This is a genomic window from Nonomuraea sp. NPDC049758, assembly GCF_040674635.1.
GTDB lineage: Bacteria > Actinomycetota > Actinomycetes > Streptosporangiales > Streptosporangiaceae > Nonomuraea.
Genome location: NZ_JBFAMZ010000017.1, coordinates 56,900 through 82,596, shown reverse-complemented (window position 1 = coordinate 82,596; position 25,697 = coordinate 56,900). Strand labels below are relative to the sequence as shown.

21 protein-coding genes are annotated in these 25,697 nt (G+C 74.0%); 8 read left to right on the top strand and 13 right to left on the bottom strand.

The window, feature by feature from the left end; translation table 11 throughout:
- Positions 1–184: 184 nt before the first annotated feature.
- The 4 genes from AB0J46_RS36150 to secD all read left to right on the top strand — a co-directional run bounded on the left by AB0J46_RS36150 (position 185) and on the right by secD (position 5,850).
- Entirely contained in the window at positions 185–1,312 is a 1,128-nt protein-coding gene (locus tag AB0J46_RS36150; protein ID WP_364338597.1) for an esterase-like activity of phytase family protein, read from the top strand.
- A gap of 185 nt (positions 1,313–1,497) precedes the next feature.
- Complete coding sequence (locus tag AB0J46_RS36145; protein WP_364338596.1) at positions 1,498–3,105, top strand: amidase; 1,608 nt, start codon at positions 1,498–1,500, stop codon at positions 3,103–3,105.
- Between the two features lie 55 nt (positions 3,106–3,160).
- A complete protein-coding gene (locus tag AB0J46_RS36140; RefSeq protein ID WP_364338595.1) occupies positions 3,161–3,574 on the top strand; it encodes a hypothetical protein in 414 nt (137 codons plus the stop codon).
- 38 nt (positions 3,575–3,612) lie between these two features.
- Entirely contained in the window at positions 3,613–5,850 is a 2,238-nt protein-coding gene (secD, locus tag AB0J46_RS36135; RefSeq protein ID WP_364338594.1) for a protein translocase subunit SecD, read from the top strand.
- A gap of 48 nt (positions 5,851–5,898) precedes the next feature.
- On the opposite strand, the gene AB0J46_RS36130 is transcribed toward secD, so the two are convergent.
- The 8 genes from AB0J46_RS36130 to AB0J46_RS36095 all read right to left on the bottom strand — a co-directional run bounded on the left by AB0J46_RS36130 (position 5,899) and on the right by AB0J46_RS36095 (position 13,432).
- Positions 5,899–6,882: an alpha/beta hydrolase gene (locus AB0J46_RS36130; RefSeq protein ID WP_364338593.1), complete on the bottom strand. Its 984-nt coding sequence runs from the start codon at positions 6,880–6,882 to the stop codon at positions 5,899–5,901.
- A 97-nt stretch (positions 6,883–6,979) separates the two neighbouring features.
- A complete protein-coding gene (locus AB0J46_RS36125) occupies positions 6,980–8,584 on the bottom strand; it encodes a GMC oxidoreductase (protein WP_364338592.1) in 1,605 nt (534 codons plus the stop codon).
- Position 8,585: 1 nt separating this feature from the next.
- Positions 8,586–9,122, bottom strand: a complete 537-nt coding sequence (locus AB0J46_RS36120; RefSeq protein ID WP_352325308.1) for a carboxymuconolactone decarboxylase family protein — start codon at positions 9,120–9,122, stop codon at positions 8,586–8,588.
- Positions 9,119–10,201, bottom strand: coding sequence for a dihydrodipicolinate reductase (locus AB0J46_RS36115; protein WP_364338591.1), 1,083 nt, complete (start codon positions 10,199–10,201; stop codon positions 9,119–9,121). The genes AB0J46_RS36120 and AB0J46_RS36115 overlap by 4 nt, the downstream gene beginning before the upstream one ends.
- Positions 10,202–10,336: 135 nt before the next feature.
- On the bottom strand, positions 10,337–10,714 hold the full coding sequence (locus AB0J46_RS36110) for a hypothetical protein (protein WP_364338590.1): 378 nt from the start codon (positions 10,712–10,714) through the stop codon (positions 10,337–10,339).
- A gap of 198 nt (positions 10,715–10,912) precedes the next feature.
- Complete coding sequence (locus AB0J46_RS36105) at positions 10,913–11,389, bottom strand: TIGR03618 family F420-dependent PPOX class oxidoreductase (RefSeq protein ID WP_364338589.1); 477 nt, start codon at positions 11,387–11,389, stop codon at positions 10,913–10,915.
- Between the two features lie 37 nt (positions 11,390–11,426).
- Positions 11,427–12,866, bottom strand: coding sequence for an MFS transporter (locus AB0J46_RS36100; protein WP_364338588.1), 1,440 nt, complete (start codon positions 12,864–12,866; stop codon positions 11,427–11,429).
- 80 nt (positions 12,867–12,946) lie between these two features.
- Positions 12,947–13,432: a MarR family winged helix-turn-helix transcriptional regulator gene (locus AB0J46_RS36095; protein ID WP_364338587.1), complete on the bottom strand. Its 486-nt coding sequence runs from the start codon at positions 13,430–13,432 to the stop codon at positions 12,947–12,949.
- Positions 13,433–13,557: 125 nt separating this feature from the next.
- Here AB0J46_RS36095 and AB0J46_RS36090 point away from each other — a divergent pair, with 125 nt between their 5' ends.
- Positions 13,558–13,992: a peptidase inhibitor family I36 protein gene (locus tag AB0J46_RS36090; RefSeq protein ID WP_364338586.1), complete on the top strand. Its 435-nt coding sequence runs from the start codon at positions 13,558–13,560 to the stop codon at positions 13,990–13,992.
- A 105-nt stretch (positions 13,993–14,097) separates the two neighbouring features.
- On the top strand, positions 14,098–15,384 hold the full coding sequence (locus tag AB0J46_RS36085; protein ID WP_364338585.1) for a hypothetical protein: 1,287 nt from the start codon (positions 14,098–14,100) through the stop codon (positions 15,382–15,384).
- Positions 15,385–15,392: 8 nt separating this feature from the next.
- Here the strand turns inward: AB0J46_RS36085 and AB0J46_RS36080 are convergent, their stop codons facing one another.
- A complete protein-coding gene (locus tag AB0J46_RS36080) occupies positions 15,393–16,343 on the bottom strand; it encodes an SDR family NAD(P)-dependent oxidoreductase (protein WP_364338584.1) in 951 nt (316 codons plus the stop codon).
- Between the two features lie 54 nt (positions 16,344–16,397).
- Between AB0J46_RS36080 and AB0J46_RS36075 the strand changes: the two genes are divergently transcribed.
- Positions 16,398–16,823, top strand: coding sequence for a MerR family transcriptional regulator (locus tag AB0J46_RS36075; RefSeq protein WP_364338583.1), 426 nt, complete (start codon positions 16,398–16,400; stop codon positions 16,821–16,823).
- A 32-nt stretch (positions 16,824–16,855) separates the two neighbouring features.
- Positions 16,856–17,416: a GNAT family N-acetyltransferase gene (locus tag AB0J46_RS36070; RefSeq protein WP_364338582.1), complete on the top strand. Its 561-nt coding sequence runs from the start codon at positions 16,856–16,858 to the stop codon at positions 17,414–17,416.
- Between the two features lie 2 nt (positions 17,417–17,418).
- On the opposite strand, the gene AB0J46_RS36065 is transcribed toward AB0J46_RS36070, so the two are convergent.
- The 4 genes from AB0J46_RS36065 to AB0J46_RS36050 form a co-directional block, all read right to left on the bottom strand.
- Entirely contained in the window at positions 17,419–17,883 is a 465-nt protein-coding gene (locus AB0J46_RS36065) for a MarR family transcriptional regulator (protein ID WP_364338581.1), read from the bottom strand.
- Entirely contained in the window at positions 17,880–19,355 is a 1,476-nt protein-coding gene (locus tag AB0J46_RS36060) for an MFS transporter (RefSeq protein WP_364338580.1), read from the bottom strand. The genes AB0J46_RS36065 and AB0J46_RS36060 overlap by 4 nt, the downstream gene beginning before the upstream one ends.
- Before the next feature lie 100 nt (positions 19,356–19,455).
- Positions 19,456–19,614: a hypothetical protein gene (locus tag AB0J46_RS36055; protein WP_352354877.1), complete on the bottom strand. Its 159-nt coding sequence runs from the start codon at positions 19,612–19,614 to the stop codon at positions 19,456–19,458.
- The gene (locus AB0J46_RS36050) at positions 19,611–25,691 is read right to left on the bottom strand and encodes an RHS repeat-associated core domain-containing protein (RefSeq protein ID WP_364338579.1); all 6,081 of its coding nucleotides are present in this window, start codon (positions 25,689–25,691) and stop codon (positions 19,611–19,613) included. Before AB0J46_RS36050 ends, AB0J46_RS36055 begins: the two co-directional genes overlap by 4 nt.
- Between the last annotated feature and the right edge of the window lie 6 nt (positions 25,692–25,697).

Here is a 25,697-nt window from a genome sequence, read left to right as displayed (position 1 = left end):
CCGACGGTTTCCGTCGCCTCACGCGCCGGAGTGACAGGACGGTGGCCCGTGCGCCACCGGCCTGTCCACGGCCCGCCAGGCAAAGACGCGCGGGCGGCGGCGTGTCCCGGTCGCCCCGACGGGCGCCGGCACGATTTCATGTCCCCCGGTCACTCCACGTAACCAGAACGACACAGGGGACGGAATGCGAAGAATCACGGGGTTCGCGGTCGCGTGCGCGGTCGCCATGAGCGTCACCCAGCCCGCCTGGGCGGCCCCGCGGGAGGAGGTCCGCATCACCCGGTATCTGGGGGAGCAGCGCCTGCCGTACCTGATGCAGTTCGACGGCACCACCGTCGGCGGGGTGTCGGGCATCGACCGCGACCCGCGCACCGGCGCCTGGTATCTGATCTCCGACGACCGCTGGCGCTACGGTCCCGCCCGCTTCTACACCGCCCGCCTGGACATCGACCGGGACTCGGGCGCGTTCACCGGCATCAGCCTGACCGGGGTCACCACGCTGACCAGGCAGGACGGCACCCCCTACCCCGGCTACGGCAAGCCCGGCTCGGCCGACCCCGAGTCCATCAGGTACGACCGCTGGTCCGGCCGCCTGCTGTGGGGCGACGAGGGCGACCGCCCCGACGCCGGCCACCCCGACCTGCCGCTGGCCGCCTCCGGCGTGCGCGCCGCCGACCTCCAGGGCCGGCATCAGGGGGACCTGCGCCTGCCGGGCAACCTGCGCCTGACCACCACCGAGCGCGGCCCGCGGCGCAACGCCGGTTTCGAGGGCCTGGCCGTCACCGCCCGCCGGATCACGGCGATGACCGAGGGCCCGCGGTACGAGGACGGCGAGCCGTCCACGGTCCGGCACGGCGCGCCCGCCCGGCTCACCGTGTGGGACCGGCGGGGCGTCCCGCGCGGCCAGTTCGTCTACCCGCTCGACGCGCTCCCGGCCGCGCCGGTGCCGTCCACCGGGGAGTCCGACAGCGGGGTCTCCGAGATCCTGCCCATCGACGACCACCGCTACCTGGCCCTGGAACGCTCCTGGATCGAGGGCGTCGACTACAAGGTCAAGCTGTACGAGATCGACCTGACGGGCGCGACCAACGTGCTGAGCCAGGACGACCTGAGCGCGGGGTACCGGCCGGTGAGCAAGCGGCTGGTCTACGACCTGGGCGACTTCCGGCCGCCGGTGCAGAACCTGGAGGCCATGTCGTGGGGGCCGCGGCTGGCCAGCGGTGAGTGCACGCTGGTGATCGGCTCGGACGACAACTTCAGCAGGAACGAGGTCAGCCAGTTCACGGCCTTCGCCGCCACGGGCTGCCCCTGACGCCCCGCCGCCGGGCAGGGGCCGCGTAGGAAGGCCCGCCAGGCCACCGGCCCGGCCCCGCGTAGGCGGGCTCGCCCCGCCGCAGGCCCGGCCCCCGCGCGCGGGGGCCGACCGGGCTGAGGGTGGCGGATATATACGAATTGGAATATTTTCCCGGGAAAGCATCATGGCTACGCTCGACAGCCATGACTCTCCTGAAGCCCGCACGCCGGGCGGCCGCCGCTCTGGCGCTCGCGCTCGCCGCCGGGTTAACCGCGGCCGTCCCCGCGCACGCGCGCGAGGCGGCCCCGCCGTCCGGCACCGTCCTGCGCGGGCTGGACCTCGACCGCGCCACTGTGCTCGACCTGCAACGCGCCATGGACCACGGCCGCTTCGACGCGGTGACGCTGACCCGCTTCTACCTCGACCGCGTCCGCGCGGTGGACCCGCTGCTGCACGCGGTCGTCCAGACCAACCCCGGCGCGCTGGGCGAGGCCGAGCGCAGCGACCGGCGTCGCCGCCGGGGCGCGCACGGGCCGCTGGAAGGCGTCCCTGTCCTGCTCAAGGACAACATCGACACCGCCGCGCCGCTCCGCACCACCGCCGGCTCGCAGGCGCTGCTCGGCGCCCGGCCGGCCGCGGAGGCGTTCCTCGTCCAGCGGCTGCGCGCGGCCGGCGCGGTGATCCTGGGCAAGGCCAACCTGTCGGAATGGGCGAACTTCCGTTCCAGCCCGTCCTCCAGCGGGTGGAGCGCGATCGGCGGGCAGACCAACAACCCCTACGTCCTCGACCGCAACCCCTGCGGGTCGAGCAGCGGCTCGGCGGTCGCCGCCGCCGCCACCCTGACCGCCGTCACCATCGGCACCGAGACCGACGGCTCGATCGTCTGCCCGGCCGGGATCAACGGCGTGGTCGGCATCAAGCCCACGATCGGGCTGGTCAGCCGGGCCGGCGTGGTGCCGATCTCGGCCCGGCAGGACACCGCGGGGCCGATCACCAGGAACCTCACCGACGCCGCCGCCGTGCTCTCGGCCATCCAGGGGCCGGACCCGCGCGACCCCGCGACCGTCCCGGGCGGCGACCGCGACTACCTCAGGGCCCTGCGTCCCGGCGCGCTGAACGGCGCCCGCGTCGGCGTGTGGCGCTCGGTCGCGGGCGACAACCAGGAGGTGCGCGCCGCCCTGGACGCCGCCGTCGCCACGCTCAGGGCCCGCGGCGCGACCGTGGTGGACGTCGAGCTGGAGGGCATGGACCAGGCCGGCGAGGCCGAGTTCCCGGCGCTGCTGACCGAGTTCAAGCACGACCTGAACGCCTACCTCGCCGCCACCCCCGGACGGCACCCAGCCGACCTGGCCGGGCTGATCGACTTCAACCGGCGGCACGCCGGAACCGAGCTGCGGTACTTCGGCCAGGAGGTGTTCGAACAGGCGCAGGCCACCACCGGCGACCTGGACGACCCCGCCTACCGCGCCCTCCGCGACCAGGCCACCACGCTGGCCCGCCGCGCGATCGACTCGGCGATGGCCGCCGGCCGCCTGGACGCGCTGCTCGCCCCCACCAACCACGCGGCCTGGCTGACCGACCTGACCAAGGGCGACGACTTCACCGGCTTCGTCTCCTCCTCCGCGCCCTCGGCGATCTCCGGTTACCCGGCGGTCACCGTCCCGGCCGGGTACGCCAGGGGCGTCCTGCCGCTCGGCGTCACGTTCTTCGGCGGGCGGTTCTCCGAGCCGTCCCTGATCGCCCTCGGATACGCCTTCGAGCAGGCCACTCAGGTCCGCAAACCGCCGACGTACCTGCGCACCCTGCCCTGAGCGGCCCGGCGGCGGGCTACGGTAGGGGCGACGGTCACGACGGGAAGGAGGCGAGGTGCGCAGCAGACTGCCCGCCGCGCTGCTTCTCGTCCTGTCGTGGCTGCTCCCCGCGACGGGCCATGCCGAGGTCGCCGCCCAGGTCGCCGCCCAGGTCGCCGCCCAGGTCGCCGCCCCGGCCGTCACACAGGCCGTCACGCAGGCCGTCACGCAGGTCACGGCGATTCAGGCGGCGGCCGACCGGCCCGCCGTCGCCCAGCTCGGCTCCACCCCGCCGCCGCCTCCGCTCGCGCAGGTCAGGCAGGCGGGGCACGACCAGGCCGGGCCCGGCGGGCAGGCGCTGCCCGCCGCGACCCCGGCCCGGTCGCTCCACGCCTGGTCGGCCGTCGTACGGCGGCCCGCCGTCCGTGCCGCCGCCGACCGGCCCGGGGGCGCGGCGGCGGCCCGCGCGCCTCCCTCCACGGTGCTCTGAAGATCCCTCTTCCGCACACCTGAGCCTGTGGAGGCCTCATGTCACGTGCGCCCATGTGGCGCGCGCTGGCGGCGTTCGCCGTCATCGCGACCTCGATCATCCTGTCCCTCACCGCCACGCCACGCCTCGGCCTCGACCTGCGCGGCGGTACCCAGCTCGTCTTCGAGGCCAGAGACTCCCCGACGGTCACGGCCGACTCCTCGGCCACCGACCGCGCCCTCGACGTGCTCCGCCGCCGGGCGGACGCGCTGGGGGTCGTCGATCCCACCCTGGCCCGCTCCGGCGAGAAGCGGATCATCGTCGAGCTGCCCGGCGTGCTCGACCCGAGCAAGGCGGCCGAGGTCATCGGCCGCACCGCCCAGCTCGCCTTCCACCCGGTCACCGGCCCCGGCAAGACCGGGGACGCCACCGCGCTGCCCGACGAGAGCGGCAGCCCGCTCGCGCTCGGCCCGGCGGCGATCAGCGGCGACGGCGTCAGCGACGCCACCGAGCGCAGCGACCCGCAGCGCGGGCCCGGCTGGTCGGTCACGGTCGACTTCCGCGACGCCGACGCCTGGCAGCGGATGACCGGCGAGGCCGCCTGCCAGCCGGCGGGCGATCCGAAGCGGCGCGTCGCCATCGTGCTCGACAAGAAGATCATCTCGTCGCCGCAGCTCGACCCGTCCGTGCCGTGCGGCGCCGGCATCCCGGGCGGCAACACCGAGATCACCGGGTCCTTCACCCACGAGGAGGCCCGCGACCTGGCCGTGCTGATCAAGGGCGGCGCGCTGCCCGTGCCGCTCGACCTGGTCGAGCAGCGGACGGTCGGCCCCACGCTGGGCGCCGACGCCATCGAGGCCAGCGTCAAGGCCGCGATCGCCGGGCTGGTGCTGACCGCCCTGTTCATCATCGTGATCTACCGCCTGTCCGGCCTGCTCGCCGCCATCGCGCTCACCTGCTACGGCCTGATCTCCTACGCCGCGCTGGTCGCGATGGGGGCGACGTTCACGCTGCCCGGCCTGGCCGGGTTCGTGCTGGCCATCGGCATGGCGGTCGACGCCAACGTGCTCGTCTTCGAACGCGCCAGGGAGGAGTACGGCCTGGCCCCGGCGCGCGGGCTGGCCCCGGCCCTGAACCGGGGGTTCAAGAACGCCTGGAGCGCCATCGCCGACTCCAACGTCACCACGCTCATCGCCGCCGCGCTGCTGTTCGGGCTGGCCTCCGGGCCGGTCAAGGGGTTCGGAGTGACGCTGGCGATCGGCGTGCTGGCCTCGCTGGTGTCGGCCATGCTGATCACCCGCGTGCTCACCCAGGCCGTCATCGGCCGGATCGGGCCGCGACTGTCGGGCCTGGCCTCACCGGGCGCGGTCCGGACGTGGCTGGCCCGCCGGAACCCCCAGCTCATGAAGGCCAGGAAGTTGTGGCTGGCGGTCGCGGGCGGCCTGGTCGTCGCGGCGCTGGCCGGCCTGTTCACCCGCGGCCTGGACTTCGGGGTCGAGTTCACCGGCGGCCGGCTCGTGGAGTTCGGCACGTCCAGGCCGGTCGACGCCGACACGGCCCGGCGGCTCGTGAGCGAGGCCGGCTATCCGGGCGCGGTCGTGCAGGCCGCCGCCGACGGCGTGACCGTGCGCGCGGGGCAGCTCGACCCGGCCAAGGTCCAGGCCGCGCTGGAGGGGCGGGGCGGCGAGGTGAGCAAGGTGCGCGACGAGTTCATCGGCCCCACGCTGGGCGAGGAGCTGCGCCGCAACGCCGTCATCGCGCTCGGCGTGGCCGTGGCGGCGCAGCTGCTCTACCTGGCGGTGCGCTTCCGCTGGACGTTCGGCACGGCGACCGTGCTGGCGCTGCTGGTGGACCTGGCCGTGGTGATCGGGCTGTTCGCCTGGCTCGGCAAGCCGGTGGACGGCGTGTTCCTCGCCGCGATGCTGACCGTGGTCGGCTACTCGGTCAACGACAAGGTGGTGGTGTTCGACCGGGTGCGCGAGCTGTGGGCCGCCCGCCGCACCGCGCCGCTGGCCGAGGCGGTGAACACGGCGATCCTGCAGACCGTGCCGCGGACCGTCAACACCGGGCTCGGCGCGCTGTTCGTGCTGGTCGCGCTGGCCGTCTTCGGCGGCGACTCGCTGCGTGACTTCGCGATCGCGCTGGTCACCGGCATCGTCGTGGGCACGCTGACGTCGTCGTTCGTGGCCGGCCCCGCGGCCATCGGCCTGGCCCGGTACGACCGCCGTCCGGCCCCCCAGCCGCCCGCGCCCAAGGCCGCCCGGCGGCCCCGCGAGGGCTCGGGAGCCGTGTTGTGACCGGCGCCGCGGGCCCGCCTCGCGCGGGCGGGCCCGCGGCCTCGCGGGTCAGAGCCGGGCGAGCCAGTCCAGGAGGATGGCGTTGACCTCGTCCGGGCGTTCCTGCTGGATCCAGTGGCCGCAGTCGTCCAGGAGCCGGGAGGAGATCAGGCCGGGCAGGGTGGTGGGGAAGGCGTCGATCGCGCCGGAGAGCCACCGGGTCGTGTCGTCCTGCGCGCCGCCGATGAACAGCGAGGGCTGGACGATCGGCGCGCCGTCGTGGGGCGCGAGGTCTTCCCAGTCGCGGTCCATGTTGCGGTAGCGGTTCAGCGCACCGGTCAGGCCGGTGCGCTCGAACTCGGCGGCGTAGAAGTCCAGGTCGGTCTCGCTCAGCCAGCCGGGCAGCGTGCCGTCCGCCGGGAACCGGTCGCGCAGCCTGCCGCCCGGGGCCACGAACAGCGGGTGGGGCGCGTCCGGGCCCGGCATGGTCCCGGCGGACAGGGCCGCGTACACGCCCGCCAGCCAGCCCCGGACGTCCGGCTCGATCTCGGCCTCGGCCCGGCCGGGCGTCTGGAAGTAGCTGACGTAGAACTCGTCCGTCCCGCCCATGGCGGCGAACGCCTCGGTGGGACGTGGCCCGCCGCGCGGCGTGTACGGCACGCTGAGCATGGCGACCGCGCGGAAGACGTCCGGCCTGAGCAGGGCGCTGTGGGCGGCGATCGAGGAGCCCCAGTCGTGGCCGACGATCACCGCGGTCCGCTCGCCCAGCGCCCGCACCACCGCCACGCCGTCCTCGACCAGCTCGGTCATCCGGTACGCGGCCACGTCCGCCGGCTTGGACGAGCGGCCGTAGCCGCGCACGTCCACCGCCACCGCCCGGTACCCGGCGGCGGCCAGCGCCGGGAGCTGGTGCCGCCAGGAGTACCAGGACTCGGGGAAGCCGTGCACCAGCAGCACCAGCGGCCCCTGCCCCGCCTCCACGAGATGGACCCGGCCGGCGGGGGAGGGCACCAGGCGGTGGACGCCCTCGGCGACCGGGGTGAGCTGCGACATCGTTCCTCCACGCACGTGAGTCCTGGTCTGTCACCAGGATCATGCGCGGCCCGTGCCGCGGCGCGCGAACTCCGTTGCCGTTTCGGCAAACCCTGCGCTAAAGGTCGGTGGCGATGATCTTCTCGATGTTCCGCTCGGCCAGCGCCGTGATGGTGACGAACGGGTTCACCGTGGTGTTGCCGGGGATCAGCGAGCCGTCGATGACGTACAGGCCGGGGTGGCCGGTCAGGCGGCCGTAGTTGTCGGTGGCCCGGTTCAGCACCGCGCCGCCGAGCGGGTGGTAGGTGAGGTGGTCGCCCCAGATCTTGTAGACGCCGAACAGGTCGGTGCGGTAGATCGTCCCCTCCTTGGCGTTGATCTTGTCGAAGATCGTTTTCGCCATGTCGATGGACGTCTGCTTCCAGGCGGTCTGCCAGCTCAGGTCCACCTTGCCGGTCGCGGCGTTCCAGGAGAACTGCGCGCGGCGCGGGGTGTTGGTGATCGACAGGTAGAACGAGGCGTACGTCTCGATCCCGGTCGGCAGCGGCGCGACCTCGGCGAACGCGCCGCCGGCCGTCCAGTTGTCGATGCCCGCGCACGGGATGGCCGACTGCAGCTTGCCGGTCGGGTCCCACAGGTGGTTGGCCCGGCCGCACATGACGTTGCCGTTGTCGCCCCAGCCCTTGCCGACCTCGTCGTCCAGGCCGGGCAGCGCGCCGGTGGCCTTCAGCCTGACCAGCAGCTTGCTCGTGCCGACGCTGCCCGCGGCGAAGAACACCCGGGCGGCCGTGACGGTCTTGGCGGCGGTGACCGAGCCGTCGGTGGCGAGCTGGTCGATCCGGACGGTGTAGCCGCCGCCCGCCGCGGGGGCGACCGAGGTGACCTGGTGCAGCGGCGAGATCGTCACCCTGCCGGTCGCACGGGCCCGCGCCAGATAGGTCTTCTGCAGGGACTTCTTGCCGTGGTTGTTGCCGTAGAGGATCTCGCCGGCCAGCGCCGACTGGGTGGCCGTGCCGGCCGCCTCCTGCTTCATGTAGTCCCAGTCGTACACGTCTGGGACGAAGGTGAACGGGAAGCCGGAGCGCTGGGCGTGCTTGCGGCCGACGCGGGCGTACTGGTAGCAGGCGGTGGTGTCGAACCAGGCCGGGTCCACCAGGCCGACGCCGAGGCCGGAGTTGGCGCGCGGGTAGTAGACGCCGTACATCTCGTCGGCGTCGACCGACGGGAGCACGGCGGCGAAGTTCTCCCGCTTGGGCGTGACGGCCATGCCGCCGTTGACCAGCGAGCCGCCGCCGACCCCGCGGCCCTGGTAGACCGTGATGCCGGCGAACTCCTCGGCGTCCAGGATGCCGGTGTAGCGGGGGATGTCCCGGTCGATGGGGAAGCCGAGGAAGTAGTTGAGCGGCGCCTTGGTCCTGGTGCGCAGCCAGTACGAGCGATAGTCGGGCTCGCGCGTGTTGCAGAAGATCTTGCCGTCCGAGCCGGGCGTGTCCCAGGCCATGCCCATCTCGATCATGTGCACCTCGACGCCCGCCTGGGCCAGGCGCAGGGCGGCCACCGAGCCGCCGTACCCGGTGCCGATCACCAGGACGGGCACGCGCGCGCCGTCGGCGATCGGCCCGGCGGCGGCGGTGGCGGCGGTGGCGGCGGCGCGGCCGGGCAGTGCGGCGGCGCCCAAGAGGGAGGCGGTTCCGGCGATGAAGGTGCGGCGGCTGGTGTTCATGTCACGTGCCCTCGCTCGGTCGGTCTGACGCGGACTCGGTCGGTCTGACGGAGGGTGCCGGGCCGCCGGTCAGCATGCAGGCCGTGTCCAGGCCCAGCACGTGGTTGAGCCGGCCGAAGGCCCACCAGGAACCGATGCTCATGCTCAGTTCCACGATCTCGTTCTGGCTGTAGTGCTCGGTCATCCGGGACCAGAACTCCTCGTCGAGCCCGTGGTGGTCCAGGGCGTAGCGCTCGGCGTACTCGGCGGCGAGCCGGGTGCGCGCGTCGAAGGCGTCCGTGGCGCGCCAGTCCGCGACCGCGTCGGCGAAGCCGTCCTCGACCTTGACGCCGTCGCGCTCGGTGCGCCAGTCGAGGCAGAAGACGCATCCGTTGATCTGCGCGATCCGCAGCCGGGCCGCCTCGAACTCGCGCAGGCCCAGCGTGGTGTGGGCGTAGACGGCCATGGAGAACTTCGAGGCGGCGGTCCCGATGCCGGGGACCAGCTCGCCCCAGACGTACGCGATCGGGTCCTTGCCGCCGGGAACGTCGACGATCATGGGTTCTTCCTTCCGAGCCGGCCGGACGCGGGGCGCAGCGGGACGTCGAGCGCGTCGTACAGGCCGGGCGGGGCGGCGGCGAGCCAGTCGATGGCGTTCACCAGCCGGCCCGCCGCGGTGGCGTTCCCGCCCGCCGAACGGCTGCCGCCCTCGTCGGTGGCCTCGATCGTGACCTCGATCCGCGGGCGGCCCTCGACGATGACCCGGTGGGCGCCGTCGCCGCCGTCCGGGGGGAGCGGCCAGTCGGGGGCGCAGGCGGGGTGGATGCGGGTGACGTGCTCGATCACGATGCGCGGCTCGCCCTCGACGACGCCCTGCACCTCGAAGCGCACCGCGCCCTGGGTGCCGGCCTCGAAGTCGCCCATGCCGGCGGTGGTGACCGTGCGGTCGAGCGCACGCCGCTCGACGACCTCGCGGATCTCCTCCAGCGTGACGCCGAGGGCCCGCGCCATCAGCCGTACCTGCCCGCCCCACACCATGGACGGGACCGTCGGCGCGATCATCGGCGGCTCGTAGTCCATGGGCTGGCCCATGCCGACCATGTACCGGACCGCGTCCGGGCGGTCGTAGCCGGAGTAGTCGAAGATCTCCTGGCAGCGGATGGCGTCCACGACCGAGCCGAGGCCGCTGAGCAGCAGGGGCAGCAGGTCGTTGCCCCAGCCGGGGTCGATGCCGGAGGCGAACAGCGAGCCGCCGCCCTCGGCGACGGCGGCCAGCACCTGGTCCCGCAGCTCGGGCGGCGCGCCGCGGTGGTCGTAGAGGGCGTACAGGGAAGGCGTGACGACGACGGCGCCGGCCCGGACGGCCCGCAGGACGTCGGCCAGGGCGTCGTCGGGACGCAGGTCGCCGGAGGCGGCGTACACGACGGCCCTCGGGCGGGCGGCCAGGACGGCGGCGGCGTCGTCCGTGGCGGTGACGCCGAGGTCGCGGCCGAGTCCGGCGAGCTCCCCGGCGTCGCGGCCGGCCTTGTCGGGGGAGTGCACGACGACGGCGGCGAGACTGAGGTCGGGATGGGCCTCCACGGCCCTGATGGCGGCGCGGCCGACGTTGCCGGTACCCCACACCACGGTGGACGTCATGGGCGGAGCGTAGCAAGCGCTTGGTTTGGTGTACAGGGCCCCACGACTCGCCGCCCGCCCGGCCCTCCTCAGCCCTCGACGGCCTCCGGCAACGGACGTTCCCCAGCCTTCGCCGGCCTTGACGACGGACGCTTCTCAGCCCTCGACGGCCTTGTTGAACAGGTCTCCGGTAGCGGTCTTGACGAGGTCGGCCTCTCCGGTGGCGTGGTCGCCGCCCAGGGCCGCCACCCGGCCGTCGGCGGAGGCGGCCGGCTCGGCGTCCCAGGGAGCCCGCAGGGCCGTCACGGTGCGGATGACGTTGAGGCCGAGGTCGTAGAAGCACAGCCGGCCGCATGGCGGCGAGAACACGGCCGGCCCGGTGCCGGGGACGTACACCAGGCTGTCGCCGAAGCCGGCGCAGGGCCTGCCGTCGTCGTCGCGCGGGCCGAGGGCGGGCCGGTCGGCGAAACGGTCGGAGACCTCGGAGGTGCCGGGCACGCCGGGCGTCTCCTGGGTGATCCGCCGGACGAACACGCGGCCAGCGCCCCCACCAGCAGCACCACGAGCGGACGGCCCCGGACCCGCGTACGACGACCTCCCCTTGTCGATCGCGCCATCCTCGTCCGCACCTCCGACTCCCGACAACCGGGGCCCAGGGCCGCCCGTCCGGCTCGCGGCACCGGGGCCCGGCGCCTGCCCGCCCGTCCGGCTTCCGGTGACCGGGGGCGCTGGTCAGGCGGCGTCGAGGGCGATGCCGTACAGGTGGTCCACCCGGATCCTGATGACCAGGCGGCGGCCCCTGGCCATCTCCGCCAGGAAGGCGGCCTCGTCCGCCGGGTCGGGGAAGCCGCCGGCCATCTCCAGCAGCTCGCGTCCGGTGGCGTCGCCCGGGGTGAGCGACGGCTCGGAGACCTCCGCCCGTCCTTCGGCGACGGCGTACGACAGGACGTCGTCGCCCTGGAGGTGCACCGTCGCCCGCGGGTCGGCGAGCAGGTGGCGCACCTTGATGCGGCCCTCGGCGGAGGAGATGCGCAGGACGCGTCCGGCGGCGTCCCAGCGCAGGGCCATCGAGGCCAGGTGCGGGCGGCCGTCGCGCTTGAGCGTCGCCAGCACGCCGAAGGGCTGGCGGGCGATGATCCGCAGGAGCTCGTCCTCGGTGAGGGGGCGGGCGCCGGGGCCCTGTCCGGGGCCGTAGGAGGGTTCGGTCATGATGATCGGCTCCGTTTCGCGGTGAGAGGAAGGGGATTCAGAGGGCGGCGGGCTGGTCGATCCGCGGTGCGTCGGCGGCCGCGGCGGCGCGGGGCCGGCGCAGGACGGCCAGGGCGACCACGACGGCCGCCGCCAGCAGCCCGGCCGAGGTGGCGAAGGCCAGGTGGTAGCCGCCGGTCAGCGCCGCCGCCTCGGCCGCCCCGCCGGCGCGCAGCTCCTGCGTACGGGAGGCCGCCAGCGTGGTCAGGACGGCCACGCCCAGCGCCATGCCGATCTGCTGGGTGGTGTTGAACACCCCGGAGGCGAGGCCGGCGTCGTCCGCCCGGGCGGCCGACATGCCGAGCGTGGTCAGCGCCGGCAGCGCCAGCCCGCCACCCGCGATCAGCACCATGACCGGCAGCAGGTCGGTGACGTAGTCGGCGTCCACCGGCACCCGCGTGAGCCAGGCCATCGCGGCCAGCAGCAGCACCAGCCCGGCCAGCAGCACGGCAGGCGCGCCGAAGCGGGCGCTCAGCCGAGCCGACACGAACAGCGACACCCCGCCGATCGCCACGGCCGCCGGGAGCATCGCCAGCCCGGTGGCGAGGGCGCCGTACCCGAGCACCTTCTGCATGTAGAGCGCGACGATGATCTGGAAGGCGAACATCGCCGACAGCGCCAGCATCTGCACGACGTTGGCCCCGGCCACGTTGCGGGAGCGCAGCACGCGCAGCGGCATCAGCGGCGTGCGCGCGGTGGCCTGACGCACGAAGAAGCCGGCGAGCAGGGCCAGCGACACCGCGCCGAACGCCAGGGTGTGCACGGCGAGCCAGCCGTGCTCCTCGACCTTGACCACGGTGTAGATGCCCAGCATCAGGCCCGAGGTGACCAGCAGCGCGCCGGTCACGTCGGCGCCCCGCGCGAGCCCGAGGCCCCGGTCGGCGGGCAGCGCGGGCAGCGCCAGCACGATCGTCGCCAGCCCGATCGGCAGGTTGATGAAGAAGATCCAGTGCCAGCTCAGCGCGTCGGTGAGCACGCCGCCGAGCACCTGCCCGATCGACGCGCCGGCCGCGCCGGTGAAGCTGAAGACCGCGATCGCGCGGCCCCGCTCGCGCGGCTCGGTGAACAAGGTCACCAGGATGCCGAGCACGACGGCCGAGGCCATCGCGCTGCCGACGCCCTGCAGGAACCGGGCGGCGATGAGCAGGCCCTCGCTGTTGGCCACGCCGGCCAGCAGGGACGCGCCGGTGAACACCGCGTTCCCGGCCAGGAACATCGTCCGGCGGCCCACGAGGTCGCCGAGCCGTCCGGCCAGCAGCAGCAGCCCGCCGAACGCGAGCAGGTACGCGTTGACCACCCAGCTCAGCCCGGCGGGGGAGAACCCCAGGTCGCGCTGGATGGCGGGCATGGCCACGGTGACGATGCTGCCGTCGAGGATGGTCATCAAGGCGGACGTCGACAACACGGCCAGGGCGGTGCGCCGGGAGGTGAGGGACATGGTCGTCTCCTGTTTCAAGGGGTGCAACAGGAGAGACCGTAGCAGATAGTTCCGTTACAGACGATATGCCACGGAACTAATTAGCCGCGCTCCCTGGCCCGCCGGACCGGCTGCGGCGCCTCGGCCGGGGTCTCCAGGTGGCCGGTGACCAGCCGGTTCAGGGCGCGTACCAGCACCTCCCGCTCGTCGTCCGGGATCGAGCCGAGGGCCGCGGCGTGCACGCCGTCCACGATCTCCTGGCTGCGCCGCGCCACCTGGGCGCCCTTCTCGGTCACGGCGATGATCCGGGCCCGCCGGTCGGTGCTCGACGGCCGCCGCTCGGCCAGCCCGGCCTTCTCCAGGGCGTCGACGGTGACCACCATCGTGGTCTTGTCCATGTCGCCGATCTCGGCGAGCTGGATCTGTGTGCGCTCCTCCTCCAGGGCGTGCACGAGCACGCAGTGCATGCGCGCGGTCAGCCCCAACTCGGCCAGGGCCGCCGCCATCCGGGTGCGGAGCACGTGGCTGGTGTGGTCGAGCAGGAACGACAGGTCGTGCTCGGTGCGGGAGGGCGCCATCGAAGTCATGTCATCGAGGCTACCAACTCATCCCGTAGCGGATTATCCGCTGAAGAACGTCCACCCTGACGGTCTAGCGCAAGTTGATCTCACTATGTATGTTCGGACCGAAGGAAAGTTTCGTCCATGGAGGCATGGTGGGCAAGAAGTTTCACGTTCTGGCGTTACCGATCGCCGTGGCAGCGCTGGCCGCACTGGCGTCCCCCGCGCAGGCGGCGACGGGATACGACCGCTGCCAGGAGGGCAACTACTGCCTGTTCTCCGGTCTCGACGGCACCGGCGACATCGTCCAGCTCCAGGCGAGCACGGCCAACCTGGCGGCCCTGGGCATGGGCGACCGCGCCAAGTCCGACTGGAACCGCACCGACACGCTCATCCATCTCTACTCCGAGGCCGACTACGGCGGCTGCTCGGCCGTCACCGGCCCGCGCGGCAAGGGCAACTTCTACATCACCTTCCGCGACTTCTTCGACTCCGTCCGCTTCGGCGGCCCGAACGGGCCCTCCTGCTCCATCGGCGGCGACGAGCTGAGCATCAAGCGCGCCGCGACCACCGACTCCCACGGCTGACCTTCGAACCCTCCGGCCGGCCCCGCGAACCCCGCGGCGGCCGGCCGTCGCCGTCCCCGACCCGTGGGGTGTCGCAGCTGATCGTTGCGCCCGTACGCTCCCTCCATGCCGGACCTCGTCTTCCTGATCGTCCTCCTGGCGCTGATAGGCGTGCCCGTGATGCTGGCCTGCGGCGCGACCGTCTTCGCCGCCGAGACCGCCCCGCGCGGGCGGCACGGCCGGATGCACTCCGGCCATCTGGTCGCCGGCGCGTGGGTGGCGGCGGCCGGGCTCGCGCTGATGGCGCTGGTGGCCTGGTCGACGCATGAGGACGTGCACTATGACGACTTCGGATCCGCGCTCACCCTGCTGGCGGCCATCGTGGGCGCCGCGACGTTCGTCCTCGGGCTCGGGCCCTTCGTTCCCTGGCTGCTGGGCGTGCTCGGGCAGGGTGGCGCCCGGCTTCCGGCGGCCCTGCGGCTCTCGGCCCGGCACCTGGCCGACCGGCGCGCGCGGACGGCCCCCGCGGTCGCCGCGACCATGATCGCCACGGCCTTCGCCGTCACGGTGGCGATCACGGCGACGGCCGGGACCGCGCAGTCCAGGGCGCAGTACGTCCCGCAGGCGCGGCCGGGGGCGCTCGTCGTGCGGCTAGATCCCGGACGACCGGGGCTCGGGATCGCCGCCGTCCAGGCGGAGCTGCCCGGAACGGACGTCGCCCAGGGCGCGGCGCCGGCCGACCCGTCCAGCCTCACCGTGTCGACGGCCGACTCCGTCACGATCGAGTACCGCGCCACCGAGGACCCGCCGGGCGAACCGAGAATCTCCAGGACGGTTCCCGCGACCGTCGCCGCCCCGGCCGCCGCAGGCGTCGAGGCGGTCTTCCTGCCCGCGCAGATGGTGCTCGGCATGGGCGTCAAGCTGCAGTTGGAGGCGCTGATCGTCGATCCCTCCCTGCACCGGGTCACGGCGGCCGACCGGGACCGCGTCCAGGAGCGGCTGGGCGAGAGCGGGCAGGCGTACCTGGAGGAGGGCTTCAGGCCTTCGCTCGCCTGGCTGCTCTTCGCGGGACCGGCCGTGCCGGCCGCTCTCGCCGGGGCGCTCGCGGCCACGGTCAGGTCGCGCCGTCCGGTCCGCCTCCTGCTCCTGGCCGACGGCTCTCCCGCCGCCGCGCGCGGCCTCACCGCCTGCCGGGCGGCCCTGGCGGCGGCCTGCGGCGCGGTGCCCGGCGCCGCCGCCGGATGTGTCGCCGGGCTGCTGCTGGCCTGGCCCTTCACGGCCTCGGTGGACTGGGACCCGGTGCCGCGGGTGCCGTTCGAGACGCCGTGGAGCTCGATCGCCCTGGCGGCCGTCGCGCTCCCCGTGCTCGCCGCGGCGGTCGCGCTGCTGCTCAGGCCCGGCCGCCGCCCGTAGGCGGGCGGTCAGGAGAAGGCGGATTCATCGGTCAGGTCGGCGGAGAGTCGCCACAGGCGGGCGGCGGAGTCCGGGTCGAGGGCCCAGGGTTTGACGCCGCCGATCAGCATGTCGTCGCCCGTCGCCGGCTCGGCCAGGTCGCAGTCCTGGCAGTAGGCGCCGCCGTGCGCGTCCAGCAGGGACGACGTGGCCGCCCACACCGCGGTCGCCGCGCCCTGTTCCGGGGTCTTGAAGCCGTCGGCCCGGCGTCCGTCGGCCGTGATCCAGCCCTGGGCGACCTGTTCCTCGTGCGGGATGCGGCGTTGCAGCGGGGTGAGGATGCTGCCCGGGTGCACGGCGAAGGCCCGCAGGCCGTCGGCCGCGCCGAGGGCGTCGAGATGGACGGCGAACAGGGCGTTGGCCGTCTTGGACTGCCCGTAGGCCGCCCAGTGGTCGTGGCCGTGGCGGAAGTGCGGGTCGTCCCAGCGGATGTCGGACAGGAAGTGCCCCGAGGAGGAGACCGACACCACCCGGGCCCCGGCGAGCGCCGGGCGCAGCCGGTTGACCAGGGCGAAGTGGCCGAGGTGGTTGATGGCGAGATGCGCCTCCCAGCCTGGGCCGACCGGCCGGTGGGGGTAGGCCATGACGCCCGCGTTGCCGATGACGATGTCGAGGCCGCGGCCGGTCTCCAGGAACCGGTCGCCGAAGGCGCGGACGCTGCCGAGGTCGGCCAGGTCGAGCTCGGCCACCTCCGTGCGGGGGAGGTCGCGCAGCGCGTCCCTCGCCACGCCGGGACGGCGGGCGGGCACGACGACGTGCGCTCCCGCCCGTACCAGCGCGCGGGTGGCCGCCAGGCCGAGGCCCGAGTAGCCGCCGGTGATCAGGACGTTCCTGCCGGACAGGTCGATGCCGGCCAGGACGTCGTCGGCCGTGCTGTGCGCGCCGAAACCCGAGCCGATCTTCTGCTGTGTACGTGCCATGCCCACGACCGTAGAATCTAGAGTGCAATCTAGGTCAAACTATGGCGAGGTGCCATGAGCAGGGACGCGGACCGCCTGTCCATCGGGGACGTCGCGCGGGCCACCGGGCTCGGCGTCCACGCGCTGCGCTTCTTCGAGCGCGAGGAGCTGTTCCTGCGGCCGATCCCGCGGACGGCGGGCGGGCAGCGGGCCTACGACCGGGCCGACGTGGAGTGGCTGCTGCTGTGCAACCGGCTGCGGGAGTCCGGCATGCCGATCGCCACCCTGCGCAGGTTCGCCCACCTCGTACGCTCGGGGCCGGGCAACGAGCCGGAGCGGCTCGCGCTGCTGGAGGAGCACGAGCGGGCCGTCCGCGACCGGATCGCCGACCTGACGGCGAGCCTGGACATCATCCACGGCAAGGTCGTCGCCTACCGCCGGCACGTCCGGGACGGGACCGCGGCCGGGGTCTGGTCGCCGACCCCGTCGCCTTCACCGTAGAGCCGCGGGGGCTGGCCTAGGATCAAGGACCCATGAGCCCGTTGCCCACGCTGTCCGCCATGGAGATCCGCGCCGAACGCCTGCTGCTGCGCAAGGCCCACGACGGCGACCGGGACGGTCTCGTCGAGCTGATGACCGACCCCGAGGTGCGCGAGCACCTGGGCGGCCCGCGGCCGCGGGACGACGTCGAGCGTTTCCTCGACGCCGCCGGAACCGCCGCCGCGACGGCCGCGCCGGGCGGCTACGTCATCGCCGACCTCGTCACCGACCAGCTCCTCGGGACGCTGGCGCTCGACCGCCGCGCGGCCGACCGTCCCGGGCACGTCACCGGCGACGGCGAGGAGCTGGAGCTGTCCTACGTGCTGCGCCGCCCGGCCTGGGGCAGCGGGTTCGCCCACGAGGCGGCGACGGCCGCGCTGCGCGCCGCGGCGGGCGAGCTGCCCGACCAGCCGGTGGTGATCGTCACCCGGACGGCGCACGGACGATCGCTGAGACTGGCCGCCCGCCTGGGCTTCCGGCCGGTCGCCGCCTTCGAGGAGTTCGGCGCCGAGCAGACCCTCTGCGCCGCCCGGCTGTCCTGGTTCGAAGGCTGACCTCACCGCCGGCGGGCCGGCTCCTCCGGGGTGAGCAGGAGGGCCATGATGCGGTCGAGCGCGGCCAGGTCGCCGGGGTCCAGCGCCAGCAGGGACCGCGGCGGGCGGGCCAGGATGCGCTCGGCCTCCTCGGCGGCGGCCGTCCCCGCCGGGGTGAGCGTGACGATCTTGCTGCGGCGGTCGTCGGGGGAGACGCTGCGGGTCACGTAACCGCGCCGCTCCAGGTCGTCGACCATCAGGGTGGTGTACGGCTTGTCGGTGGACAGCTCGGCGGTCAGCTCCCGCATGCTCATCGGCCCGGCCAGCAGGCGGCGCAGCGCCTTGACCCGGAAGAAGCTCATGCCGAGCGTCTCGGCCACCTCCTTGCGGCGGTCCTCCTGCCGCAGGACGAGGTCGTACATCGCCGCCCAGACGCGGGCCACGGCGTCGTGCCCGGAATCGCCGGAGCTGCCGGAGGTGTCGGTCATGAGGCGTCCGCCGTTCTGTCGGGAGCGTGGGCGAGCCGTTCGGCGGTACGGGTGGCGCTGCGGCGGGCCCAGCCGGTCGTGGTCAGGATACCGAGCAGCAGGATGGCCAGCCCGCACCCGGCGACGATCCACCAGCCGATGTGGCTGGCCTGCGGGAACCCGGCGGCGAACGGGCCGGCCACCGCCGAGGTGACCAGCGAGCCGATGACCGCGACGCCGAGCGACTGGCCGATCTGGCGGCTGGTGGAGGCCACCGCCGCGGCCACGCCGGCCTGGGCGCGCGGCATGCCGGACACGGCGGTGTTGGTGATCGGCGCGTTCAGCATGCCGAACCCCACCCCGAACAGCACGTACGCGGCCATGAGCCGCCAGGTCGGCGTGTCCGCCGCCAGCCCGGTCATGATCAGGCCGCTGGCCGCCATGGTGACCCCGGCCACCACCAGCGGGACGCGCGGCCCGGCGGTCCCGACGATCCGGCCCGACAGCGGCGCGCAGACCACGGTGAGCCCGGCCATGGGCAGCGTGTAGAGGCCGGCGTGCAGGGCGGACAGGCCCAGCACGTCCTGGAGGTAGAGGGTGTTGACGAACAGGAACCCGGCCAGCGCGGCGAAGCCGCACACCGCGATGACCGTGGCCCCGGTGAACGGCGCGCTGCGGAAGAAGCGCAGGTCGATCAGCGGGTCGGTGCGGCGCAGCTCGTACGGCGCGAGGACGGCCAGCGCCAGCGCCGCGACCGCGAAGCAGCCCAGCGTGCGCGGGGACGTCCAGCCGGCCGCCGGCGCCTCGATGAAGCCGTACGTCAGGGTGGCCAGCAGCACGATGACCAGCGCCTGCCCGACCGGGTCCACCCGGCGCGGGCGCGGCGCGCGCGACTCGGGCACGAACCACGCGCACAGGGCGAACGCGGCCAGGCCCACCGGGATGTTGATCCAGAAGATCGCCTGCCAGCCGACCGAGTCCACCAGCGTGCCGCCGACCAGCGGCCCGAGCGCCATGCTGATGCCGATCACGCCGCCCCACACACCGATCGCCCGCGCCCGCTCGCGCGGCTCGGTGAAGGTGTTCGTGATGATCGACATGGCGACCGGGTTGAGCATGGACCCGCCGACGGCCTGCAGCGCCCGCGCCGCGATCAGCCAGCCGAGGCTGGGCGCGAGCGAGCACATGAGCGAGCCGAGCGTGAACAGCGCCAGCCCCGTCTGGAACGTGCGCCGGCGGCCGACCCGGTCGCCGGTCGAGCCGGCCAGCATGAGCAGGCTCGCCAGCACCACCGTGTAGGCGTCGATGATCCACTGGAGGCCGGACATGGAGGCGTTGAGGTCGCGGCGGATGGCCGGCAGCGCGATGTTCACGATCGTGTTGTCCAGCCCGACGATGAACAGGCTCATGCAGCAGATGGCCAGCACGAGCATCCGCCGGCGGGGGCTGAGCGCGGGGGCGGGGGAGAGGGGCGCTCTACTCGTTATAGGCATATAACGATTATATTCGCACAACTAAACACATGTCCGCCCCGCCCCCCGGAACGCCGTAAGGCCCCCGGCAGCCCGGACGGGCTACGAGGGGCCTTACGGCTCAGTCGAGGAAGGTCGCGGCGGCCACCGTGAGCGCGGTCACCGCGTACACCGACACCTCCTCGGGCAGCAGGAGGACCGCCAGCACGTCCACCACGGCCAGCATTCCGACGACCGCCCACGTACGCGGTCTGCGCAGGATCTCCGTCAGCCGGCTCATGGCTTGTGGAACTTGAACCAGTTGGTGAACGACCAGGTCGCCTTGGGTTGTGTGGTCATGTTCTTCGCACCTCTCAGCACTTCGGTGCCCATCGGCAGTTTCACCCCCGCCTGGGCCTTGGCCAGTTCCTGGCCCGCCTTCAGATAGCGGCCGGCGCCGCCCAGCGCCGCCCCGGTGAGCCCGGCGAAGGCCAGGCCGGTCACGCTGAACCGGTCGGAGCCCGCGTTCTGCACCGAGTAGCTCGCCATGCCGACCGCGGCCCCCAGCGCCACGCCGCACACCACGGTCACGCCGCACGCGGCCACCGCGACCGCGCCGACGACGCCGACGGCCACCGCCGCCACCGTCCGGCCCCACCGGTCCCACCAGCCGCGCTTCTTCTTCTGCTTCTCCTTCTGCAGCGCCTCCTGCGCCTGCCTGAGCTTGGCCTGCTCCTCGGCCAGCGCGTCGCTGATGCGCTTGTTCTCGGCCATCAGCTCCGCGATGCGCTGGGCCGCGGCGGGATCGGTGTACCGCAACATGCACGACTGGCTCGTGCACGCGCCGGGGTTGCTGGTGCCGCCGCTGCTGCGCCCGGTGCCGCCGCCCCTGGAAGGAGCGGGGGACGGCGCGGCGCCGACGGAGGCCAGTTGCACCTGTGCCGGCGCGGGCGGGGGCGGCGGCTGGATGGGCCGGCCGTCGGGACGGATGCCCATGTCCTTGCACTCCTGGCCGTCGCAGACCCGCAGGCCGGTCGGGTCGGACCAGGCGACCGGGTTGTTGCTCGCGTAGGCGTAGCCGTTGATCTGCTGCGGGTCCGTCAGGTCCATGACCGGGTCGGCCGAGACGAACCGGCCGGTGGCCACGTCGTACTCGCGCGCGCCCAGGTGGGTCAGGCCCGTCGAGTCGTCCACGGTGCCGCCGACGAACCCCTTCTGGCTCGGCCAGGACGCCGGCGCGGCGCCCCGGGACCCGCCGTAGGGGGTGGTGGACCTGCGGCCGTAGGCCAGCGTGGTGGCGTTGACCACCAGCTCCTCGGTGTCGTGCCGGTCGCCGAGCAGGTAGTTGACCTTCCCGTCGCCGGTGCGCACCACCGTGGCCTGCGGGCCCTCGTAGTAGCGGGTGCCGCTCACCTTGCCCCCGGCCAGCGTCAGCTCCTGGCCGTCGAGGTAGAGGGTGACCGAGCCGGGGTCGCGGCGGATGATCCGGTTGCCGTCGGCGTCGTGGACGAAGGTGCTCGTCCGGCCCGCGACGGTGGAGGCGCTCAGGTCGCCCTCGGCGTTCCAGGTCAGGGTCTGGTCGCCGAGCGCGGTGACGCGCCGCCTGGTGTTGCCGGTGGCGTCGTACTCGTAGGTGTCGGTACGCGCGCCGGGCCCGGTCGTCTCCACCTTCTGCAGCGTGTGCGGCTGCGGCCGGCCGGCGGCGGGGTAGGTGTAGACCCGGGTGACGTCGCCCGCCCCGCCGTGCTGGACCTCCTTGGTCCGGTTGCCCACCACGTCGAAGGAGAACGACTGCCAGTAGGGGGCCGGCCCGCCGACCGTCGAGGCCGACGGTGCCGCCGCGCAGTCGTCCGTGGCGGTCCACGCCTCGGTCAGCCGGCGCCGGTGGTCGTAGGCGTAGCACTGGGTGTCGGTCGCGGACCTGTCGTCCCGGTCGTCCCGGACGCTGGTGACGTCGCCCGCCGGGTTGTAGGTGAACACCGCGTCGTCCATGGTCTGCGGCCCGCTCCTCTCCCGGTCGTCGACCGACCGCGCCAGGCGGCGGGTGGCGTCCTGGTACTCCAGGGTGCGCACGACCCGGGCGCCCACGTCGCCGAGCACCGTCTGCAGGACCTCGCCGTAGGGCGAGTACTGCGTGCCGCCGACGTACACGCGGGAGCCGTTGTCGAGGGAGGCGAGCGCGCCCAGGCGGGTGTAGCCGGGCCGGACGGTCTCGGCGGGCAGCCCGCCGGCCGCCTGGTAGGACGTCGAGGCCGGCAGCCCGCTGACCGGCCGGTACGTCGTGCCGACGGTGTACGTCCCGGCCAGCAGACCCTCCGACGGCGGGATCGTCACCGTCGTGCCGGTCTGGCGGCCCGCGGCGTCGTAGCCCTTGACCGCGGTGACGTACGCGCCGCCCTCGTCGTACCGGGTGGAGGAGGCGGGCAGGCCCTTGCCGCCGGGCAGGGTGTCGTAGGCCCACTCGGCGAGCCTGGCGGCCCCCTGCGCGACCGACGTCTTGCGGCCGAGCTCGTCGTAGGCGTACGTGAGCGTGACGCCGCGGGCGTCGGTGGTGCCGGTGCGGCGGCCGGCCGCGTCGTAGGTCCAGCGGGTCAGGCCGACGTCCGGGTCGGACAGCGACGTCCTGCGCCCGCGCAGGTCGTAGGTGTAGGCCCAGGTGTTGCCTGCCGGGTCGACCACCTTGGTCACCCGTCCCGCGTGGTCGTAGTCGTAGGTCGTGACGTCGGCCCGGGAGTCGGCGAAGTCGGCGACGCGGCCGGGGTACTGCCGCAGCTCGGTCGTCCGGCCCCGGACGTCGGTCACCGTCAGCGTCGCGGCGGCGCCCTCGGGCGGGACGGTCGCGGTGTAGTTGCCGCCGTAGGAGGTGGTGCCGCGCCACTTCTCCACGTTCAGCGACTTGAAGATCTCGGCCGTCTGGCGGCTCTGGCCGTCGTACTCGGTGACGGTCTGCGCGGGGACCACGTTGTCCGGCGCGCCGAACAGCGACGTGTCCGGCGCGGCGGCGTTCCAGTAGGTGGCGTTCGTCTTCCACGGCCGGCCGTGGGAGTCCAGGAACGTGTCGGTGACCAGGCGGCCGCCGCCGTGGGCGTCCTGCTGGGTCTGCCGCTCGCGCAGCAGGCCGTCGTACAGGGTGGTCGTCGCCTTGTAGGAGCCGTCGTCGAGCAGCTCCTTCTTCGTCACCGCCGTCGGCGCGGCGCCGGAGATGGCGTAGCCGTAGACGATGTCGGCGGCGGCGCTCCGGTCGTGGCCCGGCAGCCACACCTTGACCAGCCGGCCCAGCGCGTCGTGGTCGGTGAAGGTGGTGCGGCCGTTGGCGTCGGCCGAGGACAGGGTCAGCCCGCGCACGCCGTCCAGGGTCGTGGTGGTGGTGAAGCCCTTGGGGTCGGTGACGGTCGTGCCCGTCGGCAGGCCGGTGGCCGGGGTGTAGGCGGTGGTGGTCAGGCGGCCCAGCTCGTCGGTCGTGCCGGTGGTCCGGCCGTAGGCGTCGTAGGTCGCGGTGGTGGCCACGTGCACGGGGGTGGCGCCGTCGAGGTGGTCGAGCGTCTCGGTCCGGGTGGCGTGCGCCTGGCCCGGCTTCGGCGCGGCCCCGAGAGTCTGGCCGTCGTAGAAGGTGCGGGTCTCGGAGAGCACCGCGCCGGGCGCGGCGCAGGTGCCGCCCGTGGTCCTGACCACCGACGGGTACGACACCAGCCAGGCGGCGGTGTCCCGGGCGGTGTAGGCGGTGGTGACGCACTCCTCGTCACCGGTGACCGCCGTGTCGCCCTGGTCCGCGGACGACAGCACCTGGCCCAGGTCGTCATGGGTGTAGTCGGCGCGGGTGCGCCGCCAGGCGGTGCCCGTCGCCGTGCTGATCAACGTGCGGCTGCGCTTCACGGCCGTCCCGGTCCGCCGCGCGGTGAGCGCCGCCCGGCCCTTCACCGCCCTGGTCGCGGTGACCGGCGACGACCACGGCTCGGAGACGGCCGCCGAGGCGAGCGCGCCGCCCTCACCGGTGTAGGTGAGGGTCTCCAGCGTGGTCCCGGCCAGCGCCGGGTCGTCGCTCACCTGGTTGCCCTCGGAGTCGGTCACCGTCCCGCCCAGGCCGCGCAGGTAGACGGTGTCGCTCTGGCTGCGCGCGGACGCGCCGACCTTCGTGCGGACGGTCCGGTAGCCGCGGAACTGGTTGTACGTGCGGTGCTTGTCCAGGGTGAACTCGCTCTCGTCCCGCACCCAGGCCGCGCCGTCCAGGTAGTCGTAGGACGTGACGACGGACTCCGAGCCGGAGCCGGCGACCTTGTCGTCCTCGACCACCTGGGTCACCACGTACTTGTGGAACCAGTCCTGGACCGGCTCGGCGTAGCCCTCGGGCGTCCACCACGACGGGTAGCAGCGCCGGGTGTTGGCCGCCGGGTCCGGCGTGGCGCCGGCGGCGCAGTCCTTGGCCGAGTAGGCGACCAGGGTGTCGGCCCCGGTGTCGGTGCCGATCCGGGTGATCCGGTACTTGTACAGCGGCGGGCGTCCCTCGTCGGAGTCCACCCGGTTCTCCATGAGCGTCCCGGCGAACGTGGTCGCGGGCAGGGTGATCGGGTCCCCGGCGCCCGACCCGGTACGGACGATCTTCGCCAGCCACAACCCCGCCGCGGTGTTGTCGCCCGTGCCGGGGAAGTCCTGCGTCAGCGCCCAGGAGTCGACGACCCGGCCGCCCGCCTGCGTGCTGATGGACGTCAGCCGCTTGCGCGTCCAGAACGTCGGCCCGGCCGTCGCGCACTTGGCGCCGCGCGCGCAGTTCTGGTCGACCGGCGTGTCCGGCCAGCTGGCGGCGTGCGCGGCGTCGAAGACGTCGCAGCCGGACAGGCAGCGCTCGGCCACGCCGAAGCTCACCTTCGCCGCGGGGGCCGCGTAGACGTCCGAGGCGCGCAGGCCGTACTCGATGCGGTTGAGGTGACCGGCGCGGACGTAGTCGGCGTTCGCGGTGGGGGAGCCGGCCTTGGCGTAGGAGTTGGTCTGCCGGTCGTAGTAGTAGGCCATGGCGTTGCCGTGCGGGTCCACGACGTAGTCGAGCTGCCAGCGCCAGCCCTGCGCGCAGGAGGAGTCGGCGAAGGCGGCCGCGTGGCAGGGCTCGCCGGCGTGGTTGCCGAAGACCGGCACGGTGTAGGCCGACCCGGTCTCCGGCTTTCCGGCGCTCCAGCCGGGCAGCCGGTTCCTGCCGAACCAGTACTGCGTGCCGTCGGGCCTGGTGATCCGCCAGTACTCGTTGTCGTCGTCGCCGTTGGCGGTGTCGGCGGCGGTGCCGTTGAGGTGCTCGACCCTGGAGCCGTCGTCGCGGGCCGGCCGCCAGACGCCCGAGGCGTCGTCGCGGACGAGCGCGGTGGTGGTGCCGTTCAGCGACAGGGTCGCGTTGCCGGACTTCCAGCACAGGTCGCCCGTCCTGGTGCTGTTGTTGGCGCCGTCGCCCTGGTCGTCGGCGCACCCCTGGTAGCTGCGCTCGATGAAGCCCGGCTCGTACTCCCAGCCCTCGCCCAGCCAGGACGGCTGGTTGTTGGTCGAGGCGACCCGGCCGTCCACGGCGGAGGAGGAGTAGGACAGCTCGACGGGCGGGACGAGCCCGCCGGGCACCTGCGGCACCTCGATGCCGTAGGTGTAGCCGAACCCGCCGGAGCTGCCGCCGTCCGACCAGGTGCCGGACGGCGCGAGCGAGGTGGCGGCGTAGCTGCCGCTCGCGCCCTTCGGCGCGGCGACCGCCGCGAGCACCGCCCCGCCGGGGTCCGGGACGTCGGCGGTGAGCGTGCCGGCCCCGGTGTCGTTGACCGCCGCGACCGGCGTCCTGGTACGGCACTGCGGCAGGTCGGGCGTCGTCAGCGCGCACCCGGGCAGCGTGACCAGGGACAGGCGCGCCGCCCAGTCACCGCCGAAGGCGCCCCGGACGGCCGCGTACCCCACCTTGACCGACAGCGCGCCCGGCGTGTCGGGCCGGACGGCCAGCAGCAGGCCCGCCACCCCCGCCCTGGCGGCGTCCTCGCGGGAGGACAGCTCGACCTCGGCGCCGGCCGGCCCGTCGGTGGCGGTGGCGGCCACCGTCACCGGCAGGCCGCCCGCCCGGACGCCCTTCCAGCCCGGCGAGCCCGCGCCCGCCCGCGCGACCTGCCGCCCGGCGGCGCGCAGGTCCACCCGCGCCCTGCCCGCCGCGGGCCAGGCCACGGCGGCCGGCGCCCGCCACGCGCGGGTCTGGGAGTCGGACGGCGGCGCCGGGACGTCCCCGCGCACCTTGCCGCCGGCGACGGAGTGCTCCCGCTGCACCGGACGGATCTTGAATGCCGGCCGGGCGGCCGGCGCCGGCGACGGGTGTAACATCCCCGCCGCCAGCGCGGCCACGACGGCCAGGACTGTCGTTCGCATCATCGTCAG

Bases quoted from the DNA above. Each gene is read 5' to 3' on its own strand.
- AB0J46_RS36150 (WP_364338597.1), top strand. From the start codon at position 185: ATGCGAAGAATCACGGGGTTCGCGGTCGCGTGCGCGGTCGCCATGAGC.
- AB0J46_RS36145 (WP_364338596.1), top strand. From the start codon at position 1,498: ATGACTCTCCTGAAGCCCGCACGCCGGGCGGCCGCCGCTCTGGCGCTC.
- secD (WP_364338594.1), top strand. From the start codon at position 3,613: ATGTCACGTGCGCCCATGTGGCGCGCGCTGGCGGCGTTCGCCGTCATC.
- AB0J46_RS36130 (WP_364338593.1), bottom strand. From the start codon at position 6,882: ATGTCGCAGCTCACCCCGGTCGCCGAGGGCGTCCACCGCCTGGTGCCC.
- AB0J46_RS36125 (WP_364338592.1), bottom strand. From the start codon at position 8,584: ATGAACACCAGCCGCCGCACCTTCATCGCCGGAACCGCCTCCCTCTTG.
- AB0J46_RS36120 (WP_352325308.1), bottom strand. From the start codon at position 9,122: ATGATCGTCGACGTTCCCGGCGGCAAGGACCCGATCGCGTACGTCTGG.
- AB0J46_RS36115 (WP_364338591.1), bottom strand. From the start codon at position 10,201: ATGACGTCCACCGTGGTGTGGGGTACCGGCAACGTCGGCCGCGCCGCC.
- AB0J46_RS36105 (WP_364338589.1), bottom strand. From the start codon at position 11,389: ATGACCGAACCCTCCTACGGCCCCGGACAGGGCCCCGGCGCCCGCCCC.
- AB0J46_RS36100 (WP_364338588.1), bottom strand. From the start codon at position 12,866: ATGTCCCTCACCTCCCGGCGCACCGCCCTGGCCGTGTTGTCGACGTCC.
- AB0J46_RS36095 (WP_364338587.1), bottom strand. From the start codon at position 13,432: ATGACTTCGATGGCGCCCTCCCGCACCGAGCACGACCTGTCGTTCCTG.
- AB0J46_RS36090 (WP_364338586.1), top strand. From the start codon at position 13,558: ATGGTGGGCAAGAAGTTTCACGTTCTGGCGTTACCGATCGCCGTGGCA.
- AB0J46_RS36085 (WP_364338585.1), top strand. From the start codon at position 14,098: ATGCCGGACCTCGTCTTCCTGATCGTCCTCCTGGCGCTGATAGGCGTG.
- AB0J46_RS36080 (WP_364338584.1), bottom strand. From the start codon at position 16,343: ATGGCACGTACACAGCAGAAGATCGGCTCGGGTTTCGGCGCGCACAGC.
- AB0J46_RS36075 (WP_364338583.1), top strand. From the start codon at position 16,398: ATGAGCAGGGACGCGGACCGCCTGTCCATCGGGGACGTCGCGCGGGCC.
- AB0J46_RS36070 (WP_364338582.1), top strand. From the start codon at position 16,856: ATGAGCCCGTTGCCCACGCTGTCCGCCATGGAGATCCGCGCCGAACGC.
- AB0J46_RS36065 (WP_364338581.1), bottom strand. From the start codon at position 17,883: ATGACCGACACCTCCGGCAGCTCCGGCGATTCCGGGCACGACGCCGTG.
- AB0J46_RS36060 (WP_364338580.1), bottom strand. From the start codon at position 19,355: ATGCCTATAACGAGTAGAGCGCCCCTCTCCCCCGCCCCCGCGCTCAGC.
- AB0J46_RS36055 (WP_352354877.1), bottom strand. From the start codon at position 19,614: ATGAGCCGGCTGACGGAGATCCTGCGCAGACCGCGTACGTGGGCGGTC.
- AB0J46_RS36050 (WP_364338579.1), bottom strand. From the start codon at position 25,691: ATGATGCGAACGACAGTCCTGGCCGTCGTGGCCGCGCTGGCGGCGGGG.